Origin of the sequence: Microbacterium sp. NPDC012755, assembly GCF_042901325.1 — a bacterium.
Classification (GTDB): domain Bacteria; phylum Actinomycetota; class Actinomycetes; order Actinomycetales; family Microbacteriaceae; genus Microbacterium; species Microbacterium natoriense.
This window is the reverse complement of the sequence record NZ_JBIBCT010000001.1, coordinates 350,907-373,790: the sequence shown is the minus strand read 5'-3', so window position 1 is coordinate 373,790 and position 22,884 is coordinate 350,907. Positions and strand designations below refer to the sequence as shown.

Here is a 22,884-nt window from a genome sequence, read left to right as displayed (position 1 = left end):
AGCGAGGTCACGACCCGCTCGACGGCCGGGACCGACTCATACAGGAGATCTGACATGAACGCGGCATCCGATGCCCTCATCCGCCTCGACGGCGTCACGAAGACCTTCGGGTCGACCACGGCGCTGAAGGACGCGTCGCTCCAGGTCTCCCGGGGCGAGATCGTCGTGCTGCTGGGGCTCTCCGGCTCCGGCAAGTCCACACTGCTCCGCCACCTCGACGGGCTCGAGGTCCCCACCTCCGGCTCGGTCGAGGTGCTCGGCCAGCAGGTCCCCGCGCTGAAGGGCGGCGCGCTGCGCCGGCTGCGCAGCCGTGTCGGGTTCATCTTCCAGCAGTTCGAGCTGGTGCCGTCGTTGACCGTGCTCGAGAACGTGCTCACCGGATCGCTCTCCACGGTGCGCGGCCCGCGGCTTGGCCTGTGGGGCTACTCGAGGGCCGCCAAGCTGCAGGCGCTCGAACACCTCGACCGCGTGGGTCTCCTCGACCGCGCCTACCAGCGCAGCGACACCCTCTCGGGCGGACAGCAGCAGCGCGTGGCCATCGCCCGCGCCCTCATGCAGAAGCCCGACATCCTGCTGGCGGACGAGCCCGTCGCGTCCCTCGACCCCGAGTCCAGCGACCAGGTCATGGCGCTGATCCGCGAGATCGCGGCGGATGCCGGTCTCACCGTCGTGTGCAGCCTGCACCAGGTCGACCTCGCGATCTCCTGGGCCGACCGCATCGTCGGCCTGCGGCACGGCGAGATCGTGCTCGACACCGTGACCGACGGTCTGAGCAAGGCCGCGGTCATGGAGATCTACGGGCGGGTCGCGACGACCACCGCCGAGATCCAGGCCGTGCAGGTCGAACTCGCGGATGCCGTCGCCGAGGTGGCTGCGCAGTGACCACCCTCACCGGCGCCCCGACCGGGGCCGCGACCCAGGGGCCTCGTGGCTCCGTCTCCGAACGCGCCCCGCGGCCCCGCATCTCTCCGGAGCGCATCGCGGCATCCCTCACGCTCGTCGCACTGGTCGTGCTCGGCATCCTCGCGGTCAACGAGGTGGGCATCTCGATCCCGGCGATGGTGGAGAGCTGGGGCAACGCGGAGAACTTCTTCGCCCGTGTGCGCGGTCTCTCCTTCCCCGAGGCCGGAGACCTGATCTGGCTGATCGCGCTGACCGTGGGCCTCGTGCTCACGGGGACGCTGCTCGCGGCCGTCCTCTCCGTGCCCATCGCATACCTCGCCGCATCGAACACGACCCCCGGCAACGGATGGCGTCTCGCCGCGCGCTTCATCGGCGTCCTCACCCGTGCCATCCCCGACGTCGTGCTCGCGATGGCGTTCGTGCTCATGTTCTCGCTCGGAACGCTCCCCGGCATCCTCGCCATCGGCATCCACTCGATCGGCATGATCTCGAAGATGTTCGCCGACGCGATCGAGCAGATCGACGAGGGGCCCCGTCTCGCGATCCGGGCCGCGGGCGGGTCGAAGATGCAGGAGTTCACCTCCGGCGTCCTGCCGCAGGTGCTGCCCAGCTGGGTCGCGACCGTGCTGCACCGCAACGACATCAACCTGCGCGGCAGTGTGGTGCTCGGCTACGTCGGCGTCGCCGGACTCGGCCTCGAGATGTCCTACGCGTTCAAGGCCCTCAACTACGGCAAGGGCCTCGGCATCGCCCTGGTCATCTTCGTGCTCTGCATCGTGATGGAGATCGTATCCAGCCTGGTGCGCGGCGCGATGCTCGGACAGCAGCAGCAGAAGCGCTCGTGGATCGACCGCATCGTGCACCCCCGCCTGGGCGGCCGCACCCCCGCGGCGCCGGAGGTGCGAGCAGCATGGGCTGCGAGCCCGCAGACGGCCGTGCGCCGGCCGTGGACCGGCCAGCGCGTGCGGCACACGATCGCCGGAGCCGTCGCCGTGCTCGTCGTGATCGGCGGGGTCGTCGTCAGCGACATCAACTGGCTCGACTTCGTCACGTTCTGGGGGCGCGTCCCCGAGGTCGCCGCGAAGTTCTGGCCGCCGTCCTTCGGCAACTACGACGCCACCGTCATGATCGTCGCCATGCGCGACACGGTCGCGATCGCCCTCGCGGCCACCGTGCTCACCCTGCTCCCGTCCCTGGTGCTCGGCTCGCTCGCCGCCAGCAATGTGGCGCCGAGCAGGGGTGCGCGAGGCGTCGCGCGCTTCCTGCTCGTCGGCATCCGCGGCATCCCCGAGCTGATCCTCGCGATCGTGCTCGTCGTGATCACCGGTCTCGGACCGCAGGCGGGAGTGATCGCCCTCGCCATCGGCGGCATCGGGCTGCTCGGCAAGCTCATCGCGGACTCCTTCGAAGAGGTCGACCGTGGCCCGGAGCGCGCGCTGCGCGCCGTCGGGGCGACCCGCCTGCAGACCTACACCTCGGCGACCGTGCCGCAGGGCACCCGTGCGCTGATCGGACACAGCTTCTACATGCTCGACACGAACATCCGCGCGGCGACGATCCTCGGCATCGTCGGCGGTGGAGGCGTCGGCTACTACCTGCTCAACGCCAGCCAGGGCTCCCGGTACGAGACGGTGACCGCGATCGTGCTGATGATCCTCGCCACGGTGCTCGTCGTCGAGGGGCTCGCGATGTGGATGCGGAAGGTGTTCCGGTGAGCCGCGCCGACGTGGTCGTCGTGGGCTCCGGCATCGTCGGACTCGGAGCCGCGTACGCCGCCGTGCGCCGCGGGCTGCGCGTCACCGTCGTGGACCGGGCGGATGCACCGGTCGGAGCGACGATCCGCAACTTCGGGCACCTCTGCATCGGCGCGCAGACCGGCGAAGCCCGCCGCTACGCCGACCTCTCGCGAGAACTGTGGATGATGCTGTCGCGCGACGCGGGGTTCTGGCTGCGCGAGTCGGGGACGCTCGTCGCCGCCCGGCACCGCGACGAGCTGGCCGTGCTGGAGGCTGCAGACGGAGACGACATCCGGATGCTGGATGCCGACGAGCTGCTGCGCCTCGCACCGCTGCGGCCCGAGGGTCTTCTCGGCGGAGCGCACATCGCAACGGATCTGCAGACGGATCCCCGCACCGCGGCATCCGCGATCGTCCGTCATCTCGCCGACCTCGGCGTCTCGTTCCTCTTCCGCACGGCGGTGACGTCGATCGCCGCGGGGCGGGTGGGCACCACCCGTGGCGCGATCGAGGCCGGGCAGATCGTCGTCGCGGTCAATCACGATCTCGATCAGCTGCTGCCCGAGATCGCCGAGCGCGTCGGCGTAGAGCGCTGCGCGCTGGACATGATGCGCGCGGCGGTGACGCTGCGGCATCCGCTCGCCGCCCCGCTGCTGACCGGGTGGTCGCTCGTGCGCTACGGGCGCTTCGCCGGATCCGCCGAGGCCGCGGCACTGCGCGAGCGCCTGCACGCCGAGCGGCCCGATCTCGCGGCGATCGACCTCAACCAGATGTACACGCAGCTGCCGGACGGCACGCTCATCATCGGCGACTCGCACGCCACGTCGGCGGCGCCTCCGCCCTTCCAGCCGGAGTCCGCGTTCGACGCGTTCCTGACGGAGGCGCGGGCGCTGTTCGACATGCCGGAGCCCCGCGTGATCGAGCGCTGGCAGGGCGTCTACGCCAAGGGGCCGCAGGAGTTCCTCGTCGAACGTCCTGAGGAGGGGGTGCTGGTGCTCGCCGCGACCACCGGCATCGGAATGACAACGGGTCTGGGGCTCGCTGAAGAGAATCTCACCGCCGCCTTCGGGTGGGCACCCGCAATGGAAGGAACATCATGACCACTCCTCTCGAACTCGCCGTCCTCGACATGGCAGGAACCACGGTGCTCGACGACGGCGTCGTCGAGCAGGCGTTCCAGCGCGCAGCCGAGCGCACGGGCGTCGCCGATCGGATGCCGTGGGCCGAGGCCCTCGACTACGTGCGCGTCACCATGGGGCAGTCGAAGATCGACGTCTTCACCCACCTGTCGGGCGGCGACGCGCTGGCCGCAGCCCGCGCCACCGCCGAGTTCGAGGGGGCCTACGCCGAGATCGTCGCGGAGCAGGGGGTCTCCGAGATCCCCGGCGCCGCCGACGCGATCCAGGACCTGAAGGATGCCGGTCTCGCGGTCGTGCTCACCACCGGCTTCGCGCCCGTCACGCGCGATGTGCTGCTGAACGGACTGGGCTGGGGTGACCTCGTCGATCTCGCGCTGTCTCCCGTGGACGCCGGGCGCGGACGCCCCGCCCCCGACCTCGTGCTCACGGCGCTGCTGCGCACGGGCGCCACCAGGGTGTCGGCCGTCGCCGTCGCGGGTGACACCACGAGCGACGTCGAGTCGGGTCGTCGCGCGGGCGCGGGCTTCGTCGCCGGCGTGCTCAGCGGAGCGCACGATCACCGGGCGCTGTCCGCCGCGGGCGCCGACGCGGTTCTCGCCGACGTCACGGGTCTGCGCGGCGTGCTCGCCGAGCGCGGGCTGCTCCCTCTCGTCTCCCGCGTCTGAGCCGGACATGGGCACGCTGCTGATTCGCCCGCCCGGCCACCGCAGAGACGTCGCGCTTCGCCCGGCGGCCACGGCCATGGTCTGGATCGGCGAGGGGCACCCGCACGAGATGATCGCGGTGCCGGGCGTGGCCCTCGGCGACTGCGACGCGCTGGTCGCGGTCGAGATGTCGACGATCTGCGGGTCCGACGTGCACACCGTGCAGGGGCGCCGCTCGGCGCCCACCCCTCTCGTGCTCGGGCACGAGAGCGTCGGCCGTGTGATCGCGCTCGGGGATGCCGGGGCGCTCGCCGTCGACGGCACACCGCTGCGCATCGGCGACCGGGTCGTCTGGTCGGTCACGGTGTCGTGCGGAACGTGCGACCGCTGCCTCGCCGGCCTCACGCAGAAGTGCCGGTCGCTGGGCAAGTACGGCCACGACCGGATCGGGGTGCACGGAGACCTCACGGGCGCGTTCGGCAGCCACGTGCAGCTCCGCGAGGGCACGGCCATCGCGCGCGTGCCGGAGACGCTGCCGGCGTCGGTGCTGGCGCCGGCAGCGTGCGCGACCGCCACCGCCTGGGCCGCGGTCGCCCGCGCTCGCCGCAGCCTCGATGGGGCGACCGTGCGGATCCACGGCGCGGGACTCGTCGGACTCTCCGCCGCGGCCATCGCCGCGGAGCAGGGAGCGCTCGTCGAGGTGCGCGACCCGAACCCGCAGCGCCAGGCGCTGGCCACGGCCTTCGGTGCGACGACCCTCGACCGTGACCCGGAGGTCGTGATCGAAGCCTCAGGGCATGCGGTCGCCGAGGCGATCGACGGGGTCGCCGTCGGCGGCGTCGTCGTGCTCGTGGGCAGTGTGTTCCCCGCAGAGCCTGTTCCCCTCGACGCCGAGAGCATCGTCCGCAGGCTCGTCACGATCGCCGGGGTGCACAACTACACGGGCGCGGAGCTCGCCGAGACGGTCGCCTTCCTCTCCGGCCGGGGCCGCGCCTATCCGTTCGCGGACGCGGTGGGCGAGATCCGTCCGCTGGGCGAGCTCGACGAGGCGCTGGCCGCGGCATCCGCTCCCGGAGCCCCGCTGCGGATCGGACTCGTGCCGGGCTGACGCCGGTACCCGGTCGTCGAGCGAGCGGAGCGCGCCCGGACGGGCTCCCGGGGCGCACGGCCGCGGGGCACGCCTCACCCGGTCGTTGAGCGAGCGGAGCGAGTCGAAACGGTTCCCGGGGCGCGCGGCTCCGGGCCCCGCCCCTAGGCTGGAGGGGTGCAGCAGCCAGCGTCGTCCCGCCCTCTCATCGGCGTCGCCCTCGTCGTCGGCTCCTGCGCCTCACTGCCCTTCGGGGCGGCCGTCGCGGCGCAGCTGTTCCCGAAGCTCGGGCCCTGGGGCGTGACGTCTCTCCGGGTCGCGATCGCCGCGCTCCTGCTGCTCGTCATCGTGCGTCCGCGCCCGCGCAGCTGGAGCCGACAGCAGTGGATCGCCGCCGTCCTGTTCGGTGTGTCGCTGGCGGCGATGAACGGATTCTTCTACGCCGCGATCGACCGCATCCCCCTGGGCCCCGCCGTCGCGATCGAGTTCCTCGGACCGCTCGTGCTGGCGGCGGTGCTCACCCGACGGCTCGCCGATGCCGTGTGGGTCGGCATCGCCCTCGTCGGCATGGCGCTGCTCGGGGTCGACGGCATGGTCGGCGCCGAACCTCTCGACCCGCTCGGGGTCGTGTTCATCCTCATCGCCGCCGGTTTCTGGGCCATGTACATCCGCATGAGCGCCCGTGTCGGCGCGTTGATCCCCGGGACCAGCGGACTGTCGATCGGTCTCGTCGTCGCGGCCGTGCTGTTGCTCCCGGTCGGAGTCCCCACGTCCCTCGTGGTGGCGGGGGAGCCGGATCTGCTCGTGCTCGCCGCGATCACCGCCGTGCTGTCGTCGGTGATCCCGTACACGTTCGAGCTGGCGGCGCTGCGGCGGCTGCCTCAGCGCGTGTTCGGCATCCTGCTCAGCCTCGAGCCCGCCTTCGCGACCCTCGCCGGCTGGCTGGTGCTCGGACAGGACGCGACCGTGCTGCGGATGCTCGCGGTGGGCCTCGTGATCGCGGCCAGCGTCGGCACCACCCTCGGCGTGCGCAGGGATCGGCGCCCCGACGGGCCGTTCACGGCGCCGATCCCTCTTCCCGACTGAGTCAGACCCGCGCGGGAGCCGCCTCCGGAAGCGGGTACCGCCGGCGCAGCACGACGCGCTGCACGAGGGTCCACGCCACCGTGACCGTCAGGTACAGCGCCGCCGCGAGCGGGACGAACACCGCGAACACCGCGGTGAGGTAGTGCATCGCGCTCATGATGCGCAGCATCCCGGGGGAGGACAGCGGAGAGTCGTCGACCGGCGTGGGACGGAACACCCTCCGGGTGATGTCGGCGATCACGATCATGATGGCGATGAGCACGCCGTAGACCAGCAGGGTGGGGAGCTGGAACGGCCCCGCGGTGAGCATGTGCAGCAGGCTCGTGCCCAGCGGTGCGCCGAACAGGTCGTGCTCGAGCAGGGCGTTGGGGTGCCCGGCGATCTCCGGCCGCAGGAACAGCGTGTAGAGGATGCCGACGACGGGCGCCTGAGCGAGCACGGGGAGCATGCCCGCGAAGGGGGAGGTGTTCTCGGAGCGGTACAGCTCCAGCATCTCCTTCTGCAGCCGCTCCGGGTTCTTCTTGTGCTTCTGCTGCAGGGCGCGCAGCCGCGGTGCGAGGCGCGCTCTGGTCTGCTCGGCCTTCGCCTGGGAGATCCCGACAGGGATCAGCAGGGCGCGCACCAGCAGGGTGACGAGCACGACCGCGAGGGCGGCCGCGGATGCTCCGGCGAGCGGGGTGAGGATGGTCGAGAGTCCGGCGAGGCCGCCGTAGGCCGCGTCGAGCAGCCAGGTCAGGGGAGGGAAGGCGAAGATGTCCAAGATGGGTCCGTTCGTGTGCGGGAAGGGTCGGCGAAGACCGCGCAGTCCCGTACGAGAGACGGACTACGCGGCGACGGCGACTCCCGGCGCACGAGGGCGCGGGTGGCCTGCGGCATCCGGATCGCTCTGACTCAGCAGCGCGCCGATGTCGATGGCGCGCAGCGGGTGTGGAGCATCGGCATCCGGAGCGGGCCCGACGGCCAGGGCGAGGGCGATGGTGAGGGCGGCCAGCGCGACCAGGGCGATCGCGAGACCGAGCGCTGCGGCATCGGGCATAGACACGAGGCCGAGGGCGGTCGCGACGAAGCCCAGCATCTGGCTGATCCACTCGCTCATGCGCACCCCTCTCCGAGCCGAGGGTATCACCGCGTGCGGGGAACGGTCATACTCCGCCGCGGCTGTGCGCTGCGGGCGTAACGTCGAAGCATGAGCCTCTTCGACGTCGCGCATCCGATCGTCCTCGGCCCGTTCGGCGGGCTGTCGTCCGTGCCGCTCACGGCCGCCGTCAGCGAGGCGGGAGGACTCGGATCGTACGGGCTGTACGGCTACGACGCCGACAGGATCCGTGCCACGATCGCGGCGCTGCGGAACGCGACGGCCCAGCCGTTCGCCGTGAACATCTGGCTGCCGACGGGCGACGAGGTCGAGCCGAACGCGCAGCACGCGATCTTCGCGCAGGCCCTCGCGCCCTTCTACGAGGCCGTCGGCGTCGACGTGCCTCCGCGCCCCGCGCAGTACCTGCCGTCGCTGGAGGAGCAGACGGATGCGATCCTCGAGGCCGCCCCCGCGGTGCTCAGCGTCGTCTTCGGGGTGCCGTCAGCCGAGCTGGTCGACGACGCGCATCGCCGCGGCATCCGTGTGGTGGGCACGGCGACCACCGTCGGCGAAGCGGTGGCGCTCGCCGGGTCAGGGGTGGATGCGATCGTCGCGACCGGGGCGGAGGCCGCGGGGCACCGAGTGTCGTTCCTGCGGCCTGCCGAGGAATCGCTCGTCGGACTCTTCTCCCTGCTCCCGCAGGTGGTGGATGCCGTCGACGTGCCCGTGATCGCGGCAGGCGGCATCGCCGACCGTCGCGGCGTCGCCGCCGCCTTCGCGCTGGGCGCCTCCGGGGTGCAGGTCGGCACGGCGTTCCTGGCGACGGAGGAATCGGCGGTGACCGATGCCCATCGCGATGCGATCCGCGCGACGGCGGCCGACGAGACCGTGCTGACCAGGGCGATGAGCGGTCGTCTCGCTCGCGGGGCGCGCAACAGGGCGATGAGGGCGATCGAGGCAAGCGGCACGATCGCGCCGTTCCCGATGCAGAACTGGCTCACCGGGCGGTTCCGCGCCGCCGCGGGGGAGCAGAACCTCGGGGAGCTCCAGTCGCTCTGGATGGGGCAGTCCGCCCCGCTCGCGCGCTACGCCACGGCATCCGAGGCGTTCGCCGAACTCGTGGCGGGAGTCCCGGTGCGCTGAGGGCGCGCGTGCGGCGCGTGCGAGCGAGGAGTCAGGAACGGTCGGGTGTGGACGCCGTGAGGCGACGTTTTCCGACCCCTCACATTTGGCACGAGGTGAGGGGTCGAGAACGGTCGGGTGGGGGCCCTCGAAGGCGGCGGTCTCTGACCCTCGCGCCTTGACGACGCGTGCGCGCGGAGGCGGGCGGGCTAGAGGATGACGGTCGAGCGGCCGTGCACGATGACGCGGTCCTCGGCGTGCCACTGCACAGCGCGGGCGAGGACGAGGCGCTCGACGTCGGCGCCGCGGCTCTGCAGCTCGGAGGCCGACTCGGAGTGCGTCACCCGGGTCACGTCCTGCTCGATGATCGGCCCCTCGTCGAGGTCGGCCGTCGCGTAGTGCGCGGTCGCGCCGATGAGCTTGACGCCCCGGTCCTTGGCCCTGGCATAGGGGTTCGCGCCGATGAACGCCGGCAGGAACGAGTGGTGGATGTTGATCACCGGGGCGCCGAGGCGCTCGATGAAGTCGTCGGTGAGGATCTGCATGTAGCGGGCCAGGACGACGAGGTCGACGTTGCCGCGCAGCAGCTCCAGCTGCCGCTCTTCCATGAGCTGCTTGTCACCCGAGGGGATGTGCACGAACGGCACGCCGAAGGAGCGGACCGACTCCGCGAGGTCGGGGTGGTTCGACACGACCATCGTGATGTCGATGTCGAGCTGGCCGCGCTGCGTGCGCCACAGGAGTTCCATGAGGCAGTGGTCGTACTTCGAGACGAAGATCGCGACGCGCTTGCGGCGAGCGGTGTCGTGCAGCGACCACTCCATGCCGAACCGTTCGGCGACCTTCTCGAGGTCCGCTTCAAGGGCGGTCCTGGCGGCGGAGAGACCGGGCAGGTGGATGACGGTGCGCTGGAAGAATCGTCCGCCTTCGGAGTCCGTGGAGTGCTGGTCGAGGGAGATGATGTTGGCCCCGTGCTCCGCGAGCACGCCGGCGACGGCGGCGACGATGCCGGGCTGATCGTCGCAGGCGATGAGCAGGCGGGCGGTATCTGGCTGAGACATGGGGGCTCCTCGAGGGTGTGCAACGATTCTGCCGTGGATGCGACGACCGGGCGAATCGGCTCCTAACCTGGAGGCGTGGACACTGCCGCACAGCTGCTCGATGACGCTCGAAGCGCCCTCTCCGGCGCGCCGAAGGAGGGGCTCGGCGAGGAGCGCGAGTCGCGCTGGCGAGGGCACCGCATCGTGAGGGTCGGCGAGGCCTGGCACCTTGGCGTGCTGCTGCTCACCGAGTCGCACGCGCTCGCGACGGCCGAGGTGCTGCGGGCTGCGGAGCTCGGACGTCGGGGGTTCACCGCCGAGTCGGCGCGCGATCGGGCGGAGCGGCGGGCGCTGGCCCTGCGCGGCGGATTCGGCGAGGGCGACGTCGCGCACGTCGGCTGGACCGTGATCGACGTGGATGCCGTGGATGCCGGCGGTGCGTCCGGTCCGCTGGCGTCGATCGACGGTGTGCCGTCCGTGCGGTGGAGCGCGGCGGGCGGGTTCATGCCTCTGGAGGCGTACCTTCGCGAGCGCGTGGAGCTGCTGCGCGAGGCGGGTCGCTGAGCGGAGTCCGTGGTTCTGTCTGAGGCGATCGTGGCATCGGAGCAGGGCCCAGTGCCGGTTGCTCAGGCGAAGTGCTCGGCGAATCGTCGAAGCAGTGCCGCGCCCTCGGTGACGGATGCCGCGAGCACCTGGCCCTGCACGAGATCGAACTCGTCCGGGTCGAAGTAGCCGGTGGTGCGGTAGAACGTCATCCGGTCGGCGAAGTCGCGCGGGGTGGGTTCCGGGTGGAACTGCGCCGTGTACAGGTGGGCGCCCACGCGGTACGCCTGCACGGGGCAGGTCGCGTTCGTGGCGAGCAGCACGGCGCCCTCGGGGACGGCGACGGCGCTCTCCTTGTGCGCGGTGAACACCGTGAGCGCCGGCGCGCTCGGACCGAAGATCGGGTCGACGTCGCCCTCGGGTGTGGTCTCGATGACGGTGGCGCTCGCCGACTCGGGGGTGTCGTTCGCCACTTCTCCGCCGAGCATCCGTGTGACCACGCCGATGCTGAAGCAGGTGAAGAACGCCGCGATCCCGCCGTCGATGGAGTGCTGGGCGAGGCGTTCGAGATCGGCTTCGACCCGACGTTGCAGCGGCGACTTCGCGGCGTCGCTCACGTTGAAAGGGGACCCTCCGATGACGACGCCGCGGTAGCGGGCGAGGCGCGTGAGGTCGAGCGGCTCGTCGAGGAGGTTGAGGCGGTCGACTACGTCGACCCCGAGGGCGCGCCGGAAGGATGCGTGTTCGGCATCCGCCGCCCCGGTCTCCGGGCGCACGCAGACGTAGAGAAGCGAGGCCATTCGGAGATTCTACTGAGCGCGGGCTCAGCGGGACGAGTTGGCGGTGCGGCCTCGAACGATGCCGACGAAGGTGTCGACGTCGGCGGTTGTGCGATCGCGGGGCCAGGCGAGAGCGACCGTCGAGATCGGGCCGTCGGTGAGGATGCGGTAGTCGACGTCCTTGCGGTGGTGCAGTCGGGCGATGGACATCGGCACCACCACGATGCCAACTCCGGAGGCCGCGGTCTCGATCGCGTTCTCGGCGGAGAGCGGCGCGAACGAGGCGAGAGTCGTACCGGGCAGGTCGAGCTGGCTGAGGGCGTCGTCGAGCAGGGGGATCACGACCTCGCCGTCGAGGTCGGACGAGGTCAGCTCGTCAGCGGCGAGGAGATGCGAGTCGATTGCGGCGACCACGACGGGCAGCTCGTCGTACAGCGTGATGACGTGAAGAGCATCATCGGTGAGCGGCAATCGCACCAGCGCCGCGTCGACCTCGTCGATCGCGGACTTCTGGGTGGACACCGTGATCGGGACGAGCTCGAGCGGAACCTTGGGCATCCGGTCTTTCCACGCATCGATCCATTTGCCCGGGGTCGCGCCGACGACGGCGCCGAGGCGGAACGTGCGTGCCTCCTCGGTCGTGAGGTCCTGCGCGTCGAACACCACCGGAGACGTCTTCTTCGGGGGCTTGCGCGGAGGATAGCGTTCAGCCGGAGCCGCCTTGTTCTTGCGTACGGGCCCGGCCGGGCCGCGGGGACGCGAGGGGCGCCGCGGTTGTTTCGCCATCAGACCAGGGTATCCCCGGACTAGGGGGTTCGGGATGCCGCACGTCGTTGAACGCGGCGGATCAGACCGATCGCGCCGAGGAGGAGGACAAGCCCACCCGCGACCAGCAGAGCGAAGGATGTCACGGTCATCGGTGTGAGATCGAGCATCCATCCCGCGATCCCTTCACGCCGTGCATCGTCGGCGAGGAGGAAGATCGCGTTGCCCGCGATCACGGCGAACAGCGTTCCCCAGATGATGGCCGCCCAGCGTGTACGCGGAGGGGCCGGGGCGGACGCCGCTGCCATCGCGGCGGCGGGGGAGGGAACCACGGTGGCGGTCGCGGCCGCGGGAGGCTCCAGCGCCACGGTCGGCGCGGGCGGTGCCGTGTAGTCGTCGGTGCTCATCGTTCTTCCTCTGCGGGTTCATGGATCGTGACGGTGATGCTGCCCGATCGCTGGGTGATGGTCACAGGCTGGATGGTGGTGATCGAACCTCGGTCCGCGACGACGCTGGTGTTCAGCGTCTGTGAACCGTGCCGGTCGGCGGACGTCCAGATGCCGCTGTCGACCACCGTGCCGGTCTCGTCGTCGATGCGCACCCACTCGACGGGGAGCGCGCCGACCGTGGCCTTCAGATCAAGCCGGACCCCGGCTTCGAGGTCGATCTGCGTCGAGCCCGAGCCCTTGTTCACCACGAGCGGTCGGGGGCCGTCGTCATGGGGCATGAGCGTCATGTAGAGGTCGCCGAAGGGCTGATTGATCGTCTGAGCGGCGACATTCGAGATTCCCCGCGATCCGAAAGCGAGGTCTGAGAACGACGCGACGCTCCCGGTGATCAGGCCCGCGGCGAGTGTGAGCGCTGTCACGAAGGCGAGGAAGCCACTGCGTCGGCGCCAGGCGCCGGCGACGATCATCCCGAGGGCGAGCATCAGAGCTGCCGAGAGGAGACCGATCGCTCCTGCCGCCTCGCCGAGCCCGCTCTGCAGGGTGAACAGCGTGACGCCGGAACCGGCGACGATCGCCAGCCCGATGACAGCGGCGACGTAGGCGAAGCTCGCTCGAGGATTCGATGCCCTGCGTACGCGTCGGCGCTCAGCGGCCTCTGTGGCGAAGACCGCCGCCTCAGCCTGACGTTCTCTGCGCAGCTGGTCGCGCACGGCACGCTCGGCATCCTGCTGCTGGCGTCTCCAGGCCTGGTCCTGTTCCTTCCACGCAGCATGCTGAGCTCGCCACGCCGCGAGGGATTCGGGGTCGTTCGCCACCGGTGCGCCCGGAGGCTCCGGGCGCACCGGGGCGGCGGCGGGCGGCGCGAGGTTCGTGGGAGTGGCGCCCGTCCCCTCAGCGGTACCCGAGTCGTTGAGGGTGACGGGCGCGCCCGGGGCGGCGGGATCTGCGGAAGCCATCAGCAGATCCGGCGCAGCGGCACCCGGGGTGCGGCTTGCGGCACGCACGATGAGGAAGAGCAGTCCGGCGACGATCACGAGTCCGACGAGCCAGCTGATCAGCGAGAGCGCAGACCATCCGGCGTAGCCGAGACCGAAGACGGTTCCGGTGATGGGGGCGGTGGGGATGAGCCCGATGACGGCCATCGCGAGGATGCCGATCTGGACGGGCTGGTAGTCGCCCCGCAGCAGATCGCGGGTGTGGATGCGTCCGTCCGAGTCAGGCAGGAGCGCCCACGCCAGTGCGTAGAGGAAGATCACCGGCAATCCGAAGAGGGCGGCGACGACGAGCACGCCGCGCACGATCAGCGGATCGATGCGCAGGCGGACGGCGATGCCCGCGGCGACGCCGCCGAGCCACCCATCGGTCCTGGCGATGCCGAGGCCGGATACCCAGAGGAAGAATCGATCGGTGCTGTGAGGAGGGGCGGTGTGCGCACCGGCGGCCGTTCCCGTCCAGGAGTCCGAGGCCGGGGGAGTCGCGGCGGGAGAGGGATCGGGGGCGGCGTCAGAGGGAAGAGCCTCTGCAGCCTCGTCGTCGGTCTCCGCTGCCGCAGGTGGCGGCTCTGTGGGAATCGTCATGCATCGATCTTCTCGACATCGGATGCCGGGTTCCATGGGGTGAACCCCTGAGCGGACCCTGATTGTCGTCGACTGGAGGCTCGGATCGTCGTCGCGGATGATTGGATGTCGTCATGTCCTCTTCGGCCGCGTCTGCACGACCTCCCCAGGTCTCCGCGCCCGCGCGCCCTCCGCTGGTGCGCGATCGCGAGTGCGTCGTCGCCGGTGTGAGCACCGGAGTGGCCAGGCATCTCAGTGCGCCGTTGTGGACGGTGCGCGCGTTGTTCGTCGTCCTGCTGCTGTCCGGCGGGGCCGGCCTGCTCCTCTACCTCTGGTTCTGGGCGTTCATGCCGTGGGCCGAGGGTGAGCAGACTCCGACCAGGCGAGCGCCTGTGGCCTGGATGCTCCTCGCCCCGGCGGCTGTCGGCGTGATCGTCGTGCTCTCGTGGAGCATCGGCGGCAGCTGGCTCGGCGGGGTGTCCGCCGGTGAGGCCGCGGTGGTGGTCACCGCGACGACCTCGCTCGCTGCGGGGGCAGGGCTGTGGGCGACGCTGTTCGACCGCACCGACGCGGACCGCGGACCGCGGCATACTCTGATCGTCAGAGCGCTGGCGGTCCTGCTCCTCGCGCTCCTCTTCGCCCTTCTGCTCATGCGGCCCGCAGGCGAGGCCAGCGTCGCCCTCGTGCTGCTGCCGCTCGCCGGTCTGCTCGCCGTGCTGTCGTCGACGCTCATCCATCGGTGGAAGGAGCTGACCGGCGAACGCGTGCGCCGCATCCGCGAGGAGCAGCGCAGCGAGATGGCTGCGCACTTGCACGACTCGGTGCTGCAGACGCTCGCGTTGATCCAGAACAGGGCAGGAGCGTCGAGTGAGGCGGCGCGGCTCGCTCGAGCGCAGGAGCGGGAGCTTCGAGCGTGGTTGTACGACGGCGATGCCCCGGCGGACAGCGATCTGCCCACCGATCTGAGGGACTATGCGGGTGCTCTCGAACTCGACTTCCCGGTGCGGATCGACGTCGTGTCGGCGGGCCTCTCAGCCGAACGAGCGAGCGGAGGGCTCGCCGCCGCGGCGCGGGAGGCGATGCTGAATGCGGCCAGGCACGCCGGCGGGGAGATCTCCGTCTACATCGAGGGCAGCGCGGCGGGGGTGGATGTGTTCATCAGAGACCGTGGCGCAGGGTTCGCTCTCGACGAGGTGCCGAGCGATCGCCTCGGGGTGCGCGAGTCGATCGTCGGACGCATGCGCCGGTACGGCGGTACCGGAACCGTACGCAGCGACGACAAGGGCACCGAGATCCATCTGCACCTCCCGACCCCAGGAGAGAACCGTGGCTGAGGCCATCCGCGTCGTGATCGTCGACGACCACTCGATCTTCCGATCCGGTCTTCGCGCAGATCTCGATGCGACGGTCGACGTGGTCGGAGAAGCAGCCGACGTCCCGTCGGCGATCGCCGTCATCCGCGAGACCGGCCCCGACGTCGTGCTGCTCGACGTTCATCTCCCCGGGGGTGGGGGTACGGATGCGACCGGCGGTGAGGAGGTGATCCGAAGCTCCACGTCGACGACCGCCCGCTTCCTCGCGCTGAGCGTGTCGGATGCCGCGGAAGACGTGGTTCGCGTGATCCGAGCCGGAGCCCGGGGGTACATCACCAAGGGCTCGTCGGGCGTTGAGGTGAGCAGCGCCGTGCGCGCAGTGGCGGACGGGGACGCGGTGTTCTCTCCTCGGCTCGCGGGTTTCGTGCTCGACGCGTTCGGCGCCGTCGCAGGGGAGACCGCCACCGCGCAGGATGAACTCGACAGGCTGTCGTCGCGCGAGCAGGAGGTCATGCGACTGATCGCGCGAGGCTATGCCTACAAGGAGGTCGCGTCCGAGCTGTTCATCTCGATCAAGACAGTCGAGACGCATGTGTCCGCGGTGCTTCGCAAACTCCAACTGTCATCACGACATGAACTGACGGTCTGGGCGTCGGAGCGAAGATTGCTCTGACGCGTGCCGTCACGCACTCCGGAGCGGAGATTGCTCTGACGCACGCACACCGTCATGCAACCCGCGGCGGTGGCTGAGCCCGCTCAGGCCGCGAGCCAGAGGCCCTTCGGGTCCGTCGCAACGGTGAGACCGGCGGCGACGGTCTCGTCGTCACCGATACGCGCTCCACGCACGATGCGTGCACCAGCGCCGATCTCGGTGCGGACGCCCACATGCGCCCCATCCCCGATCGCAGCGCCCTGACCGATGTGCGCGTGCGCATCGATGTGCGCGTTGTCGCCGATCACGGCATCCGCGTCGACCCACGCTCCGCGCGCGATCGTCGCCCCGGCGCCGACGCGCGCGCCGGGTTCGATATAGGCGCCGGCCTCGATGTGCGCCTTGGGATGCACCTTCGCGCCATGCGCGACGAGACCTCGGCCATTCGCGTGCTTACGGTAGCGCAGCGTCCCGCCCTGGTCGTTCTCGATGTCGACGTAGTTCTTGCCCACGATTCCTCCCGTGTCCGGAGTTCTCCGGATATAGCAACAACGACGGGACAGCCGATTTCATTCCCGAACCGGGATGCTGCTCATCGTTGGCAGCTCGGACACCAGAACGTCACCCGTTCACGGGTCGGATCCGCGCCCTGAGATCCCTTCCGGATCGGGGTCCCGCAGCGTCGACAAGGGCGTCCGGCCCGTCCGTAGACCCACGTCGTCTGCCCCGGACGATTGACTCCGGTGAAGGTGCGGTCGGCCCGGTCGCGATTCGCTCGGATCGTCCTGACACCGAGATCCACCAGGGCGGCGACGTCCACGTCCTGCACGGGTCTCTCGGGGAGGATTCCGCGCAGGAACAGGAGTTCCGCCGCGTACTCATTGCCGAACCCGGCGACATTGCGCTGATCCAGGAGGGCGACGTGAACGCTCCTCGGATCCGCCTCGAGTCTGCGGATCGCCTCCTCGGCATCCCAATCCTCCGAGAGGGGATCGGGGCCGAGGTAGCCGATGAGTTGAGCCTCGTCGCGAGTCGGCACCACCTCGATCTCAGCCAGGTCGACGCCGACCGCCTCGCGCTTCGCCGTGCCGACGATCGCGCGGACCTTATACGCCGGATGCCGCCACTTCTCCCCGGGGGCGTACACGAACCAGGCGCCGTCCATGCGCAGATGCGAATGCACCGTGCTGTCCCCGATCCGCAGCAGCAGGTGCTTGCCCCTGGCCACCGCGCCGTGAACCAGCTGACCGGTCAGATCCACGGTCGCGGCCCGCGGCACCCTGAGGTCGAAGCGGGTGACCTCGGCGCCGGCCAGAGCGTCGTCGAGTCGCTTCGCAGTGCGGAAGACGGTGTCGCCTTCGGGCATCAGATGGGCCGAGTTCCCGGGGGTGTCAGCGGTGTCAGCGGGGTGCGCGCCATCATGTCGCGCGCGAGCATCGTCGACGCGGCGACGGCGACCGGCATGACGACGACGGCGCCTCCGGGGATCAGGAAGCACAGCTGCGTCGCCACACCGAAACCCAGCACCCGCGCCCTGCTGCCCGAGAAGAGCGCCGCCCTGTCGAGCGGGCTGAAGTCGCGAGCGTCGAACGCGCGGCCCGTGAGCTCCCGAGCGAGAAGCCGACCGGAGAGGATCACTCCGAGCACGGCCGCCAGGAAGCCGCCGATCAGCGGGACGAAGCCGATCAGGAGCACGACGAAGGCGATCAGGATGCCGAGAACGACCAGGCGCAGGCCTTCGGCGAGGGCCGACCAGAACCCGCCTCCATCGGAAGGCGGAGGGTCGCCGAGGTCGACCTCGACGGCATGCCAGATGCGCTGGTAGAAGGGGTCGCCGATCGTCAGCGTCAGTGCGCTGAACACCACGGTGGACAGCGCGATGGCGGCCGCGACGACGACGAACCCGACGGCGCCACGGACCAGTCCCTTCCACGGCGCGGGCCACTCCTCCGCGAACGGGGTCAGCCACGCCGAGATCGACGTCATCCCGAAGACCAGCGGCAGCAGCACCGCCGCGAGGATCGCGAGCGAGATGAGCGCGGGGACGAGACCGAGGTTCATCAGCCCTGGACGCGTGCGCCACAGCATGAACCCGCGCAGCAGCGTCCGCACACCGATGCCGAACTCCTGGATCATGTGACCAGGGTATGCGTCGAGGACGACATCGCGATGACGGCCCGATCAGATCGGATGCTCGGAGAAGCGACGAGCGTCGTTCGGACGGGCACACCTTCGGAGCGCACGGAGGACGCGCCGAGTGTGTTGCTTCGTCTCCGGCGTGTCGGGCGTCGGCTCCGAAACTGTGCCCGGCAGGCCGGCTCCGAAACTGTGCCCGGAAGGTCGGCTCCGAAGTCGTGCAGGAACGGCCGGTCAGGAGCAGGAGCTCAGATCGCTCTGCGGAGCGTGTACCCGCGCGGGGTGACGACGAACCCGGCCTCCTGCAGGGCGAGCGCGAAGTCGGTGCCGTAGACGCCGTCGCCGTTCACCTTCTCGACTGTGAGGGTGTCGAGGCGCCTGGCTCGCGCCGTCGCCGCCAGGTCGGACGAGGCCGCCCGCAGCACATCGAGGTCGTCGCTGAACGACAGCACCGTGCGACCACCCCGTTCGAGGTACAGCACGAGCGCTCCGTCGACCAGCACGACCAGCCCGCCCGCCTTACGCCCAGGACGGTGGGAGACGCCCTCACGACGCGGCCAGCCGAGTGCGGCGCCGTACGGGTTCGCCGGATCGGTCGCCGCGAGCGTGACCGCCGTACGCGGCGGAGGGTCGGCGAGACCGGCGAAGGTGCGGAGCCGGTCGACGGTCGCGGACGCCGCGAACTGCGCGGCCCCCAGCTTCTCGATGACGTAGCCGCGACGGCAGTGCCCGGCCTCTTCGAAGCCCGCCAGCACCCGATACGCCTGAGCGAAGCCGCCGGGCACGCCCTCGGCATGCACGGCACCGCGGGTGACGACGCCGTACCTGTCGAGAAGGAGCCCCGCCGTGACGGTCGCGCGGCGCGCGGCATCCGTCTCCACTGCGGGCAGGAGCGACCAGCGGCCTCCGATGGACGTCGGCCTCGGGGCGGTGCGGGTGAGGGACACCCCGCGGTAGGTGCGTGCTCGCGGCGCCCGGCGGGTGACCTTGTGCGCCTGCGAGCCGCCGGCGAGCAGCGATCGCAACGGCGAGAAGGTGTCGTTGGTGACCCGCCCCGCCCAGGTCAGCGACCACAGTGCGTCGAGCACGGACTGCTCGTTCTCGGCGCCGGCCATCTCCTTCAGCTGTGCGGCGAAGTAGGCGCCCCCGGCGTGCAGGGCCGACAGCACCTGCGCCTCCAGGGATCCGGTCGCCAGCTCCGTCTCGGGCTCGGGGAGCGTGAAGGGAGCGAGGTCGGCAGGGTGCAGCGACACCCAGCCGTCGCGACCGGGGAGCGTGCCGTTGCCGGCCCAGACGACCTCGCCGGCGGCCGTCAGCTCATCGAGCATCGCGGGAACGTAGTCGTGCACGCGCGAGGGGAGCACCAGCGACTCCCACGCGCTCGCGGGGATCGGCACTCCGGCGAACTGCTCGATCACGCTGAGCACCCCGTCGAGGCCGTCGAGGGGGCGCCTCAGATGCTGCCAGTCGGGGAGGAACCGCGCGTACGCCTCGGGGGACACCGGCTCGACGCTGCCGCGGATGGCGGCGAGCGAGCGCATCCGCAGACGCCGCAGCACCTCGGTGTCGCACCACTCCAGATCGGAGGCGCTGCCTGCGGCCTCCGGCAGGAAGTATCCGCTGGTGATGCGCCCGGCGGTCTCCAGCCGCTGCAGGGTGTGGCGTGCGACGGCCGCGCCGAGTCCGAAGCGAGAGGCGACGGCATCCGTCGTGAACGGACCGTGCGTGCGGGCGTGCCGGGCGACGAGGTCGCCGAGAGGATCGGCCACCGGTTCGAGGAAGGCCACGGGGATGCCGGTCGGGAGAGCGACCCCGAGGGCGTCGCGCAGTCGACCCGCGTCTTCGATCGCCGCCACCCGCGACACCCCGGCGACGGTCACGGGGATCGCCCGGCGAGCGGCGACGAGGGCGTCGAGGTGAGAGGCGGCATCCGAGGGTTCCTCGAGCCGCTCTGCGACCTCCGCGGCATCCAGCGGTCCCAGCATCCTGAGCAGGTCGGCGACGCCCTCGAGACCCCGAGCTCGGCGCTCGGGGTCGAGGCGCTGGGCCTCTCGCTCGAACTGCGCGATCACCGCGGGATCGAGCAGTTCACGCAGCTCGACCGTCCCCAGCAACTCGCCGAGCAGGGCGGGGTCGACCGAGAGCGCGGCGGCCCTGCGCTCGGCGAGCGGCGAATCGCCCTCGTACATGAAGGCGCCGACGTACCCGAACAGCAGATCGCGCGCGTAGGGCGACGGCTGCGCTGGCTGCGTCTCGACGAGCCGGACGCGTCGGTCGGCGATCGCGGTCGCGAGCTTTCGCAGCGACGGCAGGTCGTAGACGTCCTGCAGCACCTCGCGCAGGGTCTCCAGGATCACCGGGAAGGTCGGATGCCGCCTCGCCACCTCGAGCAGCTGCGCCGAGCGCTGACGCTGCTGCCACAGCGGCGTCCGCTTGTTCGGGTTCATGCGCGGCATGAGCAGCGCCCGGGCCGCGCACTCGCGGAACCGGGAGGCGAACAGGGCAGAGCCGCCGACCTCCTCCGTGACCAGATGCTCCAGCTCGTCGGGGTCGAACACGAAGAGGTCGGCCCCCGGAGGCTCGGCCTCGGCATCGGGGATGCGCACGATGATGCCGTCGTCGCTCGCGACCGCCGATCCCTCGACGCCGAGTCGCTCGCGGACCCGCGCGTTGATCGCGAGCGCCCACGGGGCGTGCACCTTCATGCCGTACGGGGAATGCAGGATGACGCGCCAGTCGCCGACCTCGTCGCGTCCGCGCTCGACGGTGAGAGTCCTGTCGGTGGGAAGAGTGCCGGTGGCCTCTCGCTGCTCGGTGAGGTGCGCCATGAGGTTCGCCCTCGCCTGCTCGTCGAGACCCGCCTCGATCAGGCGCTGCGCCGCCTTCTCGGGCGTCGCCGCAGACACCTCGCGCGAGAAGCGGCCCAGGGCCTCTCCGAGCTCGTACGGGCGGCCGATGCCGTCGCCGTGCCAGAACGGGACCTTGCCCGGCTGGCCGTACGCGGGGATCACGTTGACGCGGTCGTGCGTGATCTCGGCGATGCGCCAGCTGGTGGTGCCGAGCGTGAACACGTCGCCGACGCGCGACTCGTAGACCATCTCCTCGTCGAGCTCGCCGACCCTCGCGCCCGTGGTCTCGCCGGCCACGAACACCCCGAACAGACCGCGATCGGGGATCGTGCCGCCGCTCGTCACGGCGATGCGCTGCGCACCGGGACGGCCGGTCAGTGTGCCGGCATCCCTGTCCCACACCAGACGCGGCCGCAGTTCGGCGAACTCGTCGGACGGGAAGCGCCCCGCCAGCAGGTCGAGCGTCGCCTCGTACGCCGAGCGGGGGAGCGACTGGAAGGGGGCCGAGCGGCGGACCGTCTCGAACCACTCCTCGACGCTGATCTCGCCGAGCGCGCTGGCGGCGACCGTCTGCTGGGCCAGGATGTCGAGCGGATTGCGCGGCACCTGGATGGCCTCGATCTGCCCCGCCAGCATCCGCTCGGTGACGATGGCAGTGTGCAGCACGTCGCCTCGGTGCTTGGGGAAGAGAGCGGCGCGGCTGATCTCGCCGACCTGGTGCCCCGCGCGTCCGACGCGCTGGAGGCCGGAGGCGGCGGAGGGCGGCGCCTCGACCTGGATCACGAGGTCGACCGCGCCCATGTCGATGCCGAGCTCGAGGCTGCTGGTCGCCACGACGCAGCGGAGGATGCCGGACTTCAGCTCCTCCTCGACCTGCGCCCGCTGCTCTTTCGACACCGAGCCGTGGTGGGCCTTCGCGAGCACGGGGTCGGCGCCCGCTGTCGCCCCCGCCTGCGCCATCATCGCGGCGGGGATCGTCGCCTCGGGCAGCGGGATGCCGTTGCGCTCCGAGTAGATCTCGTTGAGGCGGCCCGTGAGCCGTTCGGCGAGCCTCCGCGAGTTCGCGAACACGATCGTGGAGTTGTTCTCGAGGATGCGATCGACGATCGCCTCCTCGACATGGGGCCAGATCGAGCCGGTGACCTCCGTGTACTCGGCGGGCTCTCCGTCGACGGGGGCGGCGACCCCCGGGGGTGGCGGCGGGTTCGTCATGTCATCCATCGGAACGACGACGGCGAGTTCGAAGGTCTTGGACGCGGGAGGCGCGACGATCTCCACCGGCGCCGCTCCGCCGAGGAAGCGCGCCACCTCGTCGATCGGCCGCACCGTGGCCGACAGACCGATGCGCTGCGCCGGGCGCTCGGCGCCGTGGGCGGTGCGCAGGGCGTCGAGCCGCTCGAGGCTCACCGCGAGATGCGCGCCGCGCTTGGTCGCCGCCACCGCGTGCACCTCGTCGATGATCACGGTGTGCACGTCGCGCAGGGTCTCCCCGGCGCGACTGGTCAGCATCAGATACAGCGACTCCGGGGTGGTGATGAGGATGTCCGGAGGATCGGAGACGAGCTTGCGCCGGTCGCTCGACGTCGTGTCGCCCGACCGCACCCCGACCGTGACCGACGGCGAGGTCGTTCCGAGGCGCCGGGCCGACTGCCCGATGCCGATGAGGGGGGAGCGCAGATTGCGCTCGACATCGACGCCCAGCGCCTTCAGCGGCGAGATGTAGAGGATGCGGGTGCGGGCGGCATCCTTCTTCGGCTCCGCTCCGCCCGCCGCCATGCGCTCGCGGAACACGCTGTCGATCGCCCAGAGGAACGCCGAGAGCGTCTTGCCCGAGCCCGTCGGTGCGACGACCAGGGCGTGCTTGCCCGCCGAGATCGCGTCCCACGCACCCGCCTGCGCCGGAGTGGGCGCGGTGAAGGCCCCACGGAACCAGTCCTGCGTCGCGGGGGTGAACCGGTCGAGCACGCGATGCTCTGAGCCTGTCGAAGCGTCGCTCATCCCTCCATCATC

Annotated in this window: 21 protein-coding genes; 10 read left to right on the top strand and 11 right to left on the bottom strand. The window is 70.9% G+C overall.

The window, feature by feature from the left end; translation table 11 throughout:
• Positions 1 to 54: 54 nt before the first annotated feature.
• The 6 genes from phnC (at position 55) to ACFY5A_RS01910 (ending at position 6,595) form a co-directional block, all read left to right on the top strand.
• Positions 55 to 882 (top strand): phosphonate ABC transporter ATP-binding protein, encoded by an 828-nt coding sequence (phnC, locus tag ACFY5A_RS01935; protein WP_105672848.1) that lies wholly within the window; start codon positions 55 to 57, stop codon positions 880 to 882.
• Entirely contained in the window at positions 879 to 2,618 is a 1,740-nt protein-coding gene (locus ACFY5A_RS01930; RefSeq protein WP_387231468.1) for a PhnE/PtxC family ABC transporter permease, read from the top strand. Before phnC ends, ACFY5A_RS01930 begins: the two co-directional genes overlap by 4 nt.
• Positions 2,615 to 3,739: a TIGR03364 family FAD-dependent oxidoreductase gene (locus tag ACFY5A_RS01925; protein WP_341941330.1), complete on the top strand. Its 1,125-nt coding sequence runs from the start codon at positions 2,615 to 2,617 to the stop codon at positions 3,737 to 3,739. Before ACFY5A_RS01930 ends, ACFY5A_RS01925 begins: the two co-directional genes overlap by 4 nt.
• A complete protein-coding gene (locus ACFY5A_RS01920; protein WP_105672846.1) occupies positions 3,736 to 4,443 on the top strand; it encodes an HAD family hydrolase in 708 nt (235 codons plus the stop codon). Before ACFY5A_RS01925 ends, ACFY5A_RS01920 begins: the two co-directional genes overlap by 4 nt.
• 7 nt (positions 4,444 to 4,450) lie before the next feature.
• A complete protein-coding gene (locus tag ACFY5A_RS01915; RefSeq protein ID WP_387231466.1) occupies positions 4,451 to 5,530 on the top strand; it encodes an alcohol dehydrogenase catalytic domain-containing protein in 1,080 nt (359 codons plus the stop codon).
• A 156-nt stretch (positions 5,531 to 5,686) separates the two neighbouring features.
• Complete coding sequence (locus ACFY5A_RS01910) at positions 5,687 to 6,595, top strand: DMT family transporter (protein ID WP_387231464.1); 909 nt, start codon at positions 5,687 to 5,689, stop codon at positions 6,593 to 6,595.
• Position 6,596: 1 nt separating this feature from the next.
• Here ACFY5A_RS01910 and ACFY5A_RS01905 read toward each other — a convergent pair whose 3' ends face one another.
• Together ACFY5A_RS01905 and ACFY5A_RS01900 are read right to left on the bottom strand one after the other, a co-directional pair.
• Positions 6,597 to 7,355: a membrane protein insertase YidC gene (locus ACFY5A_RS01905; protein ID WP_341941334.1), complete on the bottom strand. Its 759-nt coding sequence runs from the start codon at positions 7,353 to 7,355 to the stop codon at positions 6,597 to 6,599.
• Positions 7,356 to 7,418: 63 nt separating this feature from the next.
• A complete protein-coding gene (locus tag ACFY5A_RS01900; RefSeq protein ID WP_341941335.1) occupies positions 7,419 to 7,691 on the bottom strand; it encodes a DUF6412 domain-containing protein in 273 nt (90 codons plus the stop codon).
• A gap of 90 nt (positions 7,692 to 7,781) precedes the next feature.
• Here ACFY5A_RS01900 and ACFY5A_RS01895 point away from each other — a divergent pair, with 90 nt between their 5' ends.
• Positions 7,782 to 8,813, top strand: a complete 1,032-nt coding sequence (locus tag ACFY5A_RS01895; RefSeq protein WP_387231462.1) for an NAD(P)H-dependent flavin oxidoreductase — start codon at positions 7,782 to 7,784, stop codon at positions 8,811 to 8,813.
• Positions 8,814 to 9,001: 188 nt separating this feature from the next.
• Here ACFY5A_RS01895 and purU read toward each other — a convergent pair whose 3' ends face one another.
• Positions 9,002 to 9,853 (bottom strand): formyltetrahydrofolate deformylase, encoded by an 852-nt coding sequence (purU, locus tag ACFY5A_RS01890; RefSeq protein ID WP_105672840.1) that lies wholly within the window; start codon positions 9,851 to 9,853, stop codon positions 9,002 to 9,004.
• A 75-nt stretch (positions 9,854 to 9,928) separates the two neighbouring features.
• Here purU and ACFY5A_RS01885 point away from each other — a divergent pair, with 75 nt between their 5' ends.
• A complete protein-coding gene (locus tag ACFY5A_RS01885; protein ID WP_105672839.1) occupies positions 9,929 to 10,396 on the top strand; it encodes a glutaminase in 468 nt (155 codons plus the stop codon).
• A 62-nt stretch (positions 10,397 to 10,458) separates the two neighbouring features.
• Here the strand turns inward: ACFY5A_RS01885 and ACFY5A_RS01880 are convergent, their stop codons facing one another.
• Genes ACFY5A_RS01880 through ACFY5A_RS01865 form a run of 4 tightly spaced genes read right to left on the bottom strand, consistent with a single transcriptional unit; the run spans position 10,459 to position 13,945 of the window.
• The gene (locus ACFY5A_RS01880; protein WP_341941338.1) at positions 10,459 to 11,175 is read right to left on the bottom strand and encodes a GMP synthase; all 717 of its coding nucleotides are present in this window, start codon (positions 11,173 to 11,175) and stop codon (positions 10,459 to 10,461) included.
• Positions 11,176 to 11,199: 24 nt separating this feature from the next.
• Entirely contained in the window at positions 11,200 to 11,940 is a 741-nt protein-coding gene (locus ACFY5A_RS01875; RefSeq protein ID WP_387231459.1) for a LysR substrate-binding domain-containing protein, read from the bottom strand.
• Between the two features lie 20 nt (positions 11,941 to 11,960).
• The gene (locus ACFY5A_RS01870) at positions 11,961 to 12,326 is read right to left on the bottom strand and encodes a hypothetical protein (RefSeq protein WP_387231457.1); all 366 of its coding nucleotides are present in this window, start codon (positions 12,324 to 12,326) and stop codon (positions 11,961 to 11,963) included.
• Positions 12,323 to 13,945: a PspC domain-containing protein gene (locus ACFY5A_RS01865; RefSeq protein WP_387231455.1), complete on the bottom strand. Its 1,623-nt coding sequence runs from the start codon at positions 13,943 to 13,945 to the stop codon at positions 12,323 to 12,325. The genes ACFY5A_RS01870 and ACFY5A_RS01865 overlap by 4 nt, the downstream gene beginning before the upstream one ends.
• Positions 13,946 to 14,058: 113 nt before the next feature.
• Here ACFY5A_RS01865 and ACFY5A_RS01860 point away from each other — a divergent pair, with 113 nt between their 5' ends.
• Both ACFY5A_RS01860 and ACFY5A_RS01855 read left to right on the top strand, forming a co-directional pair.
• A complete protein-coding gene (locus ACFY5A_RS01860; RefSeq protein WP_341941342.1) occupies positions 14,059 to 15,258 on the top strand; it encodes a PspC domain-containing protein in 1,200 nt (399 codons plus the stop codon).
• Complete coding sequence (locus tag ACFY5A_RS01855) at positions 15,251 to 15,910, top strand: response regulator transcription factor (RefSeq protein ID WP_341941343.1); 660 nt, start codon at positions 15,251 to 15,253, stop codon at positions 15,908 to 15,910. Before ACFY5A_RS01860 ends, ACFY5A_RS01855 begins: the two co-directional genes overlap by 8 nt.
• 83 nt (positions 15,911 to 15,993) lie before the next feature.
• Here the strand turns inward: ACFY5A_RS01855 and ACFY5A_RS01850 are convergent, their stop codons facing one another.
• From ACFY5A_RS01850 to ACFY5A_RS01835, 4 genes are all read right to left on the bottom strand, one after another.
• Positions 15,994 to 16,401 carry a DapH/DapD/GlmU-related protein gene (locus tag ACFY5A_RS01850; RefSeq protein WP_105672833.1) on the bottom strand — a complete coding sequence of 136 codons (408 nt, stop codon included), beginning with the start codon at positions 16,399 to 16,401 and terminating at the stop codon, positions 15,994 to 15,996.
• Between the two features lie 80 nt (positions 16,402 to 16,481).
• The gene (locus ACFY5A_RS01845) at positions 16,482 to 17,255 is read right to left on the bottom strand and encodes a DNA-formamidopyrimidine glycosylase family protein (protein ID WP_341941344.1); all 774 of its coding nucleotides are present in this window, start codon (positions 17,253 to 17,255) and stop codon (positions 16,482 to 16,484) included.
• Positions 17,255 to 18,025, bottom strand: coding sequence for an EI24 domain-containing protein (locus ACFY5A_RS01840; protein WP_387231452.1), 771 nt, complete (start codon positions 18,023 to 18,025; stop codon positions 17,255 to 17,257). Before ACFY5A_RS01840 ends, ACFY5A_RS01845 begins: the two co-directional genes overlap by 1 nt.
• 248 nt (positions 18,026 to 18,273) lie before the next feature.
• On the bottom strand, positions 18,274 to 22,872 hold the full coding sequence (locus ACFY5A_RS01835; protein WP_387231450.1) for an ATP-dependent helicase: 4,599 nt from the start codon (positions 22,870 to 22,872) through the stop codon (positions 18,274 to 18,276).
• Positions 22,873 to 22,884: the final 12 nt, after the last annotated feature.

Coding starts and splice junctions, on each gene's coding strand:
- phnC (WP_105672848.1), top strand. CDS start 55: ATGAACGCGGCATCCGATGCCCTCATCCGCCTCGACGGCGTCACGAAG.
- ACFY5A_RS01920 (WP_105672846.1), top strand. CDS start 3,736: ATGACCACTCCTCTCGAACTCGCCGTCCTCGACATGGCAGGAACCACG.
- ACFY5A_RS01915 (WP_387231466.1), top strand. CDS start 4,451: ATGGGCACGCTGCTGATTCGCCCGCCCGGCCACCGCAGAGACGTCGCG.
- ACFY5A_RS01900 (WP_341941335.1), bottom strand. CDS start 7,691: ATGAGCGAGTGGATCAGCCAGATGCTGGGCTTCGTCGCGACCGCCCTC.
- ACFY5A_RS01895 (WP_387231462.1), top strand. CDS start 7,782: ATGAGCCTCTTCGACGTCGCGCATCCGATCGTCCTCGGCCCGTTCGGC.
- purU (WP_105672840.1), bottom strand. CDS start 9,853: ATGTCTCAGCCAGATACCGCCCGCCTGCTCATCGCCTGCGACGATCAG.
- ACFY5A_RS01880 (WP_341941338.1), bottom strand. CDS start 11,175: ATGGCCTCGCTTCTCTACGTCTGCGTGCGCCCGGAGACCGGGGCGGCG.
- ACFY5A_RS01875 (WP_387231459.1), bottom strand. CDS start 11,940: ATGGCGAAACAACCGCGGCGCCCCTCGCGTCCCCGCGGCCCGGCCGGG.
- ACFY5A_RS01870 (WP_387231457.1), bottom strand. CDS start 12,326: ATGAGCACCGACGACTACACGGCACCGCCCGCGCCGACCGTGGCGCTG.
- ACFY5A_RS01865 (WP_387231455.1), bottom strand. CDS start 13,945: ATGACGATTCCCACAGAGCCGCCACCTGCGGCAGCGGAGACCGACGAC.
- ACFY5A_RS01860 (WP_341941342.1), top strand. CDS start 14,059: ATGTCCTCTTCGGCCGCGTCTGCACGACCTCCCCAGGTCTCCGCGCCC.
- ACFY5A_RS01845 (WP_341941344.1), bottom strand. CDS start 17,255: ATGCCCGAAGGCGACACCGTCTTCCGCACTGCGAAGCGACTCGACGAC.
- ACFY5A_RS01840 (WP_387231452.1), bottom strand. CDS start 18,025: ATGATCCAGGAGTTCGGCATCGGTGTGCGGACGCTGCTGCGCGGGTTC.
- ACFY5A_RS01835 (WP_387231450.1), bottom strand. CDS start 22,872: ATGAGCGACGCTTCGACAGGCTCAGAGCATCGCGTGCTCGACCGGTTC.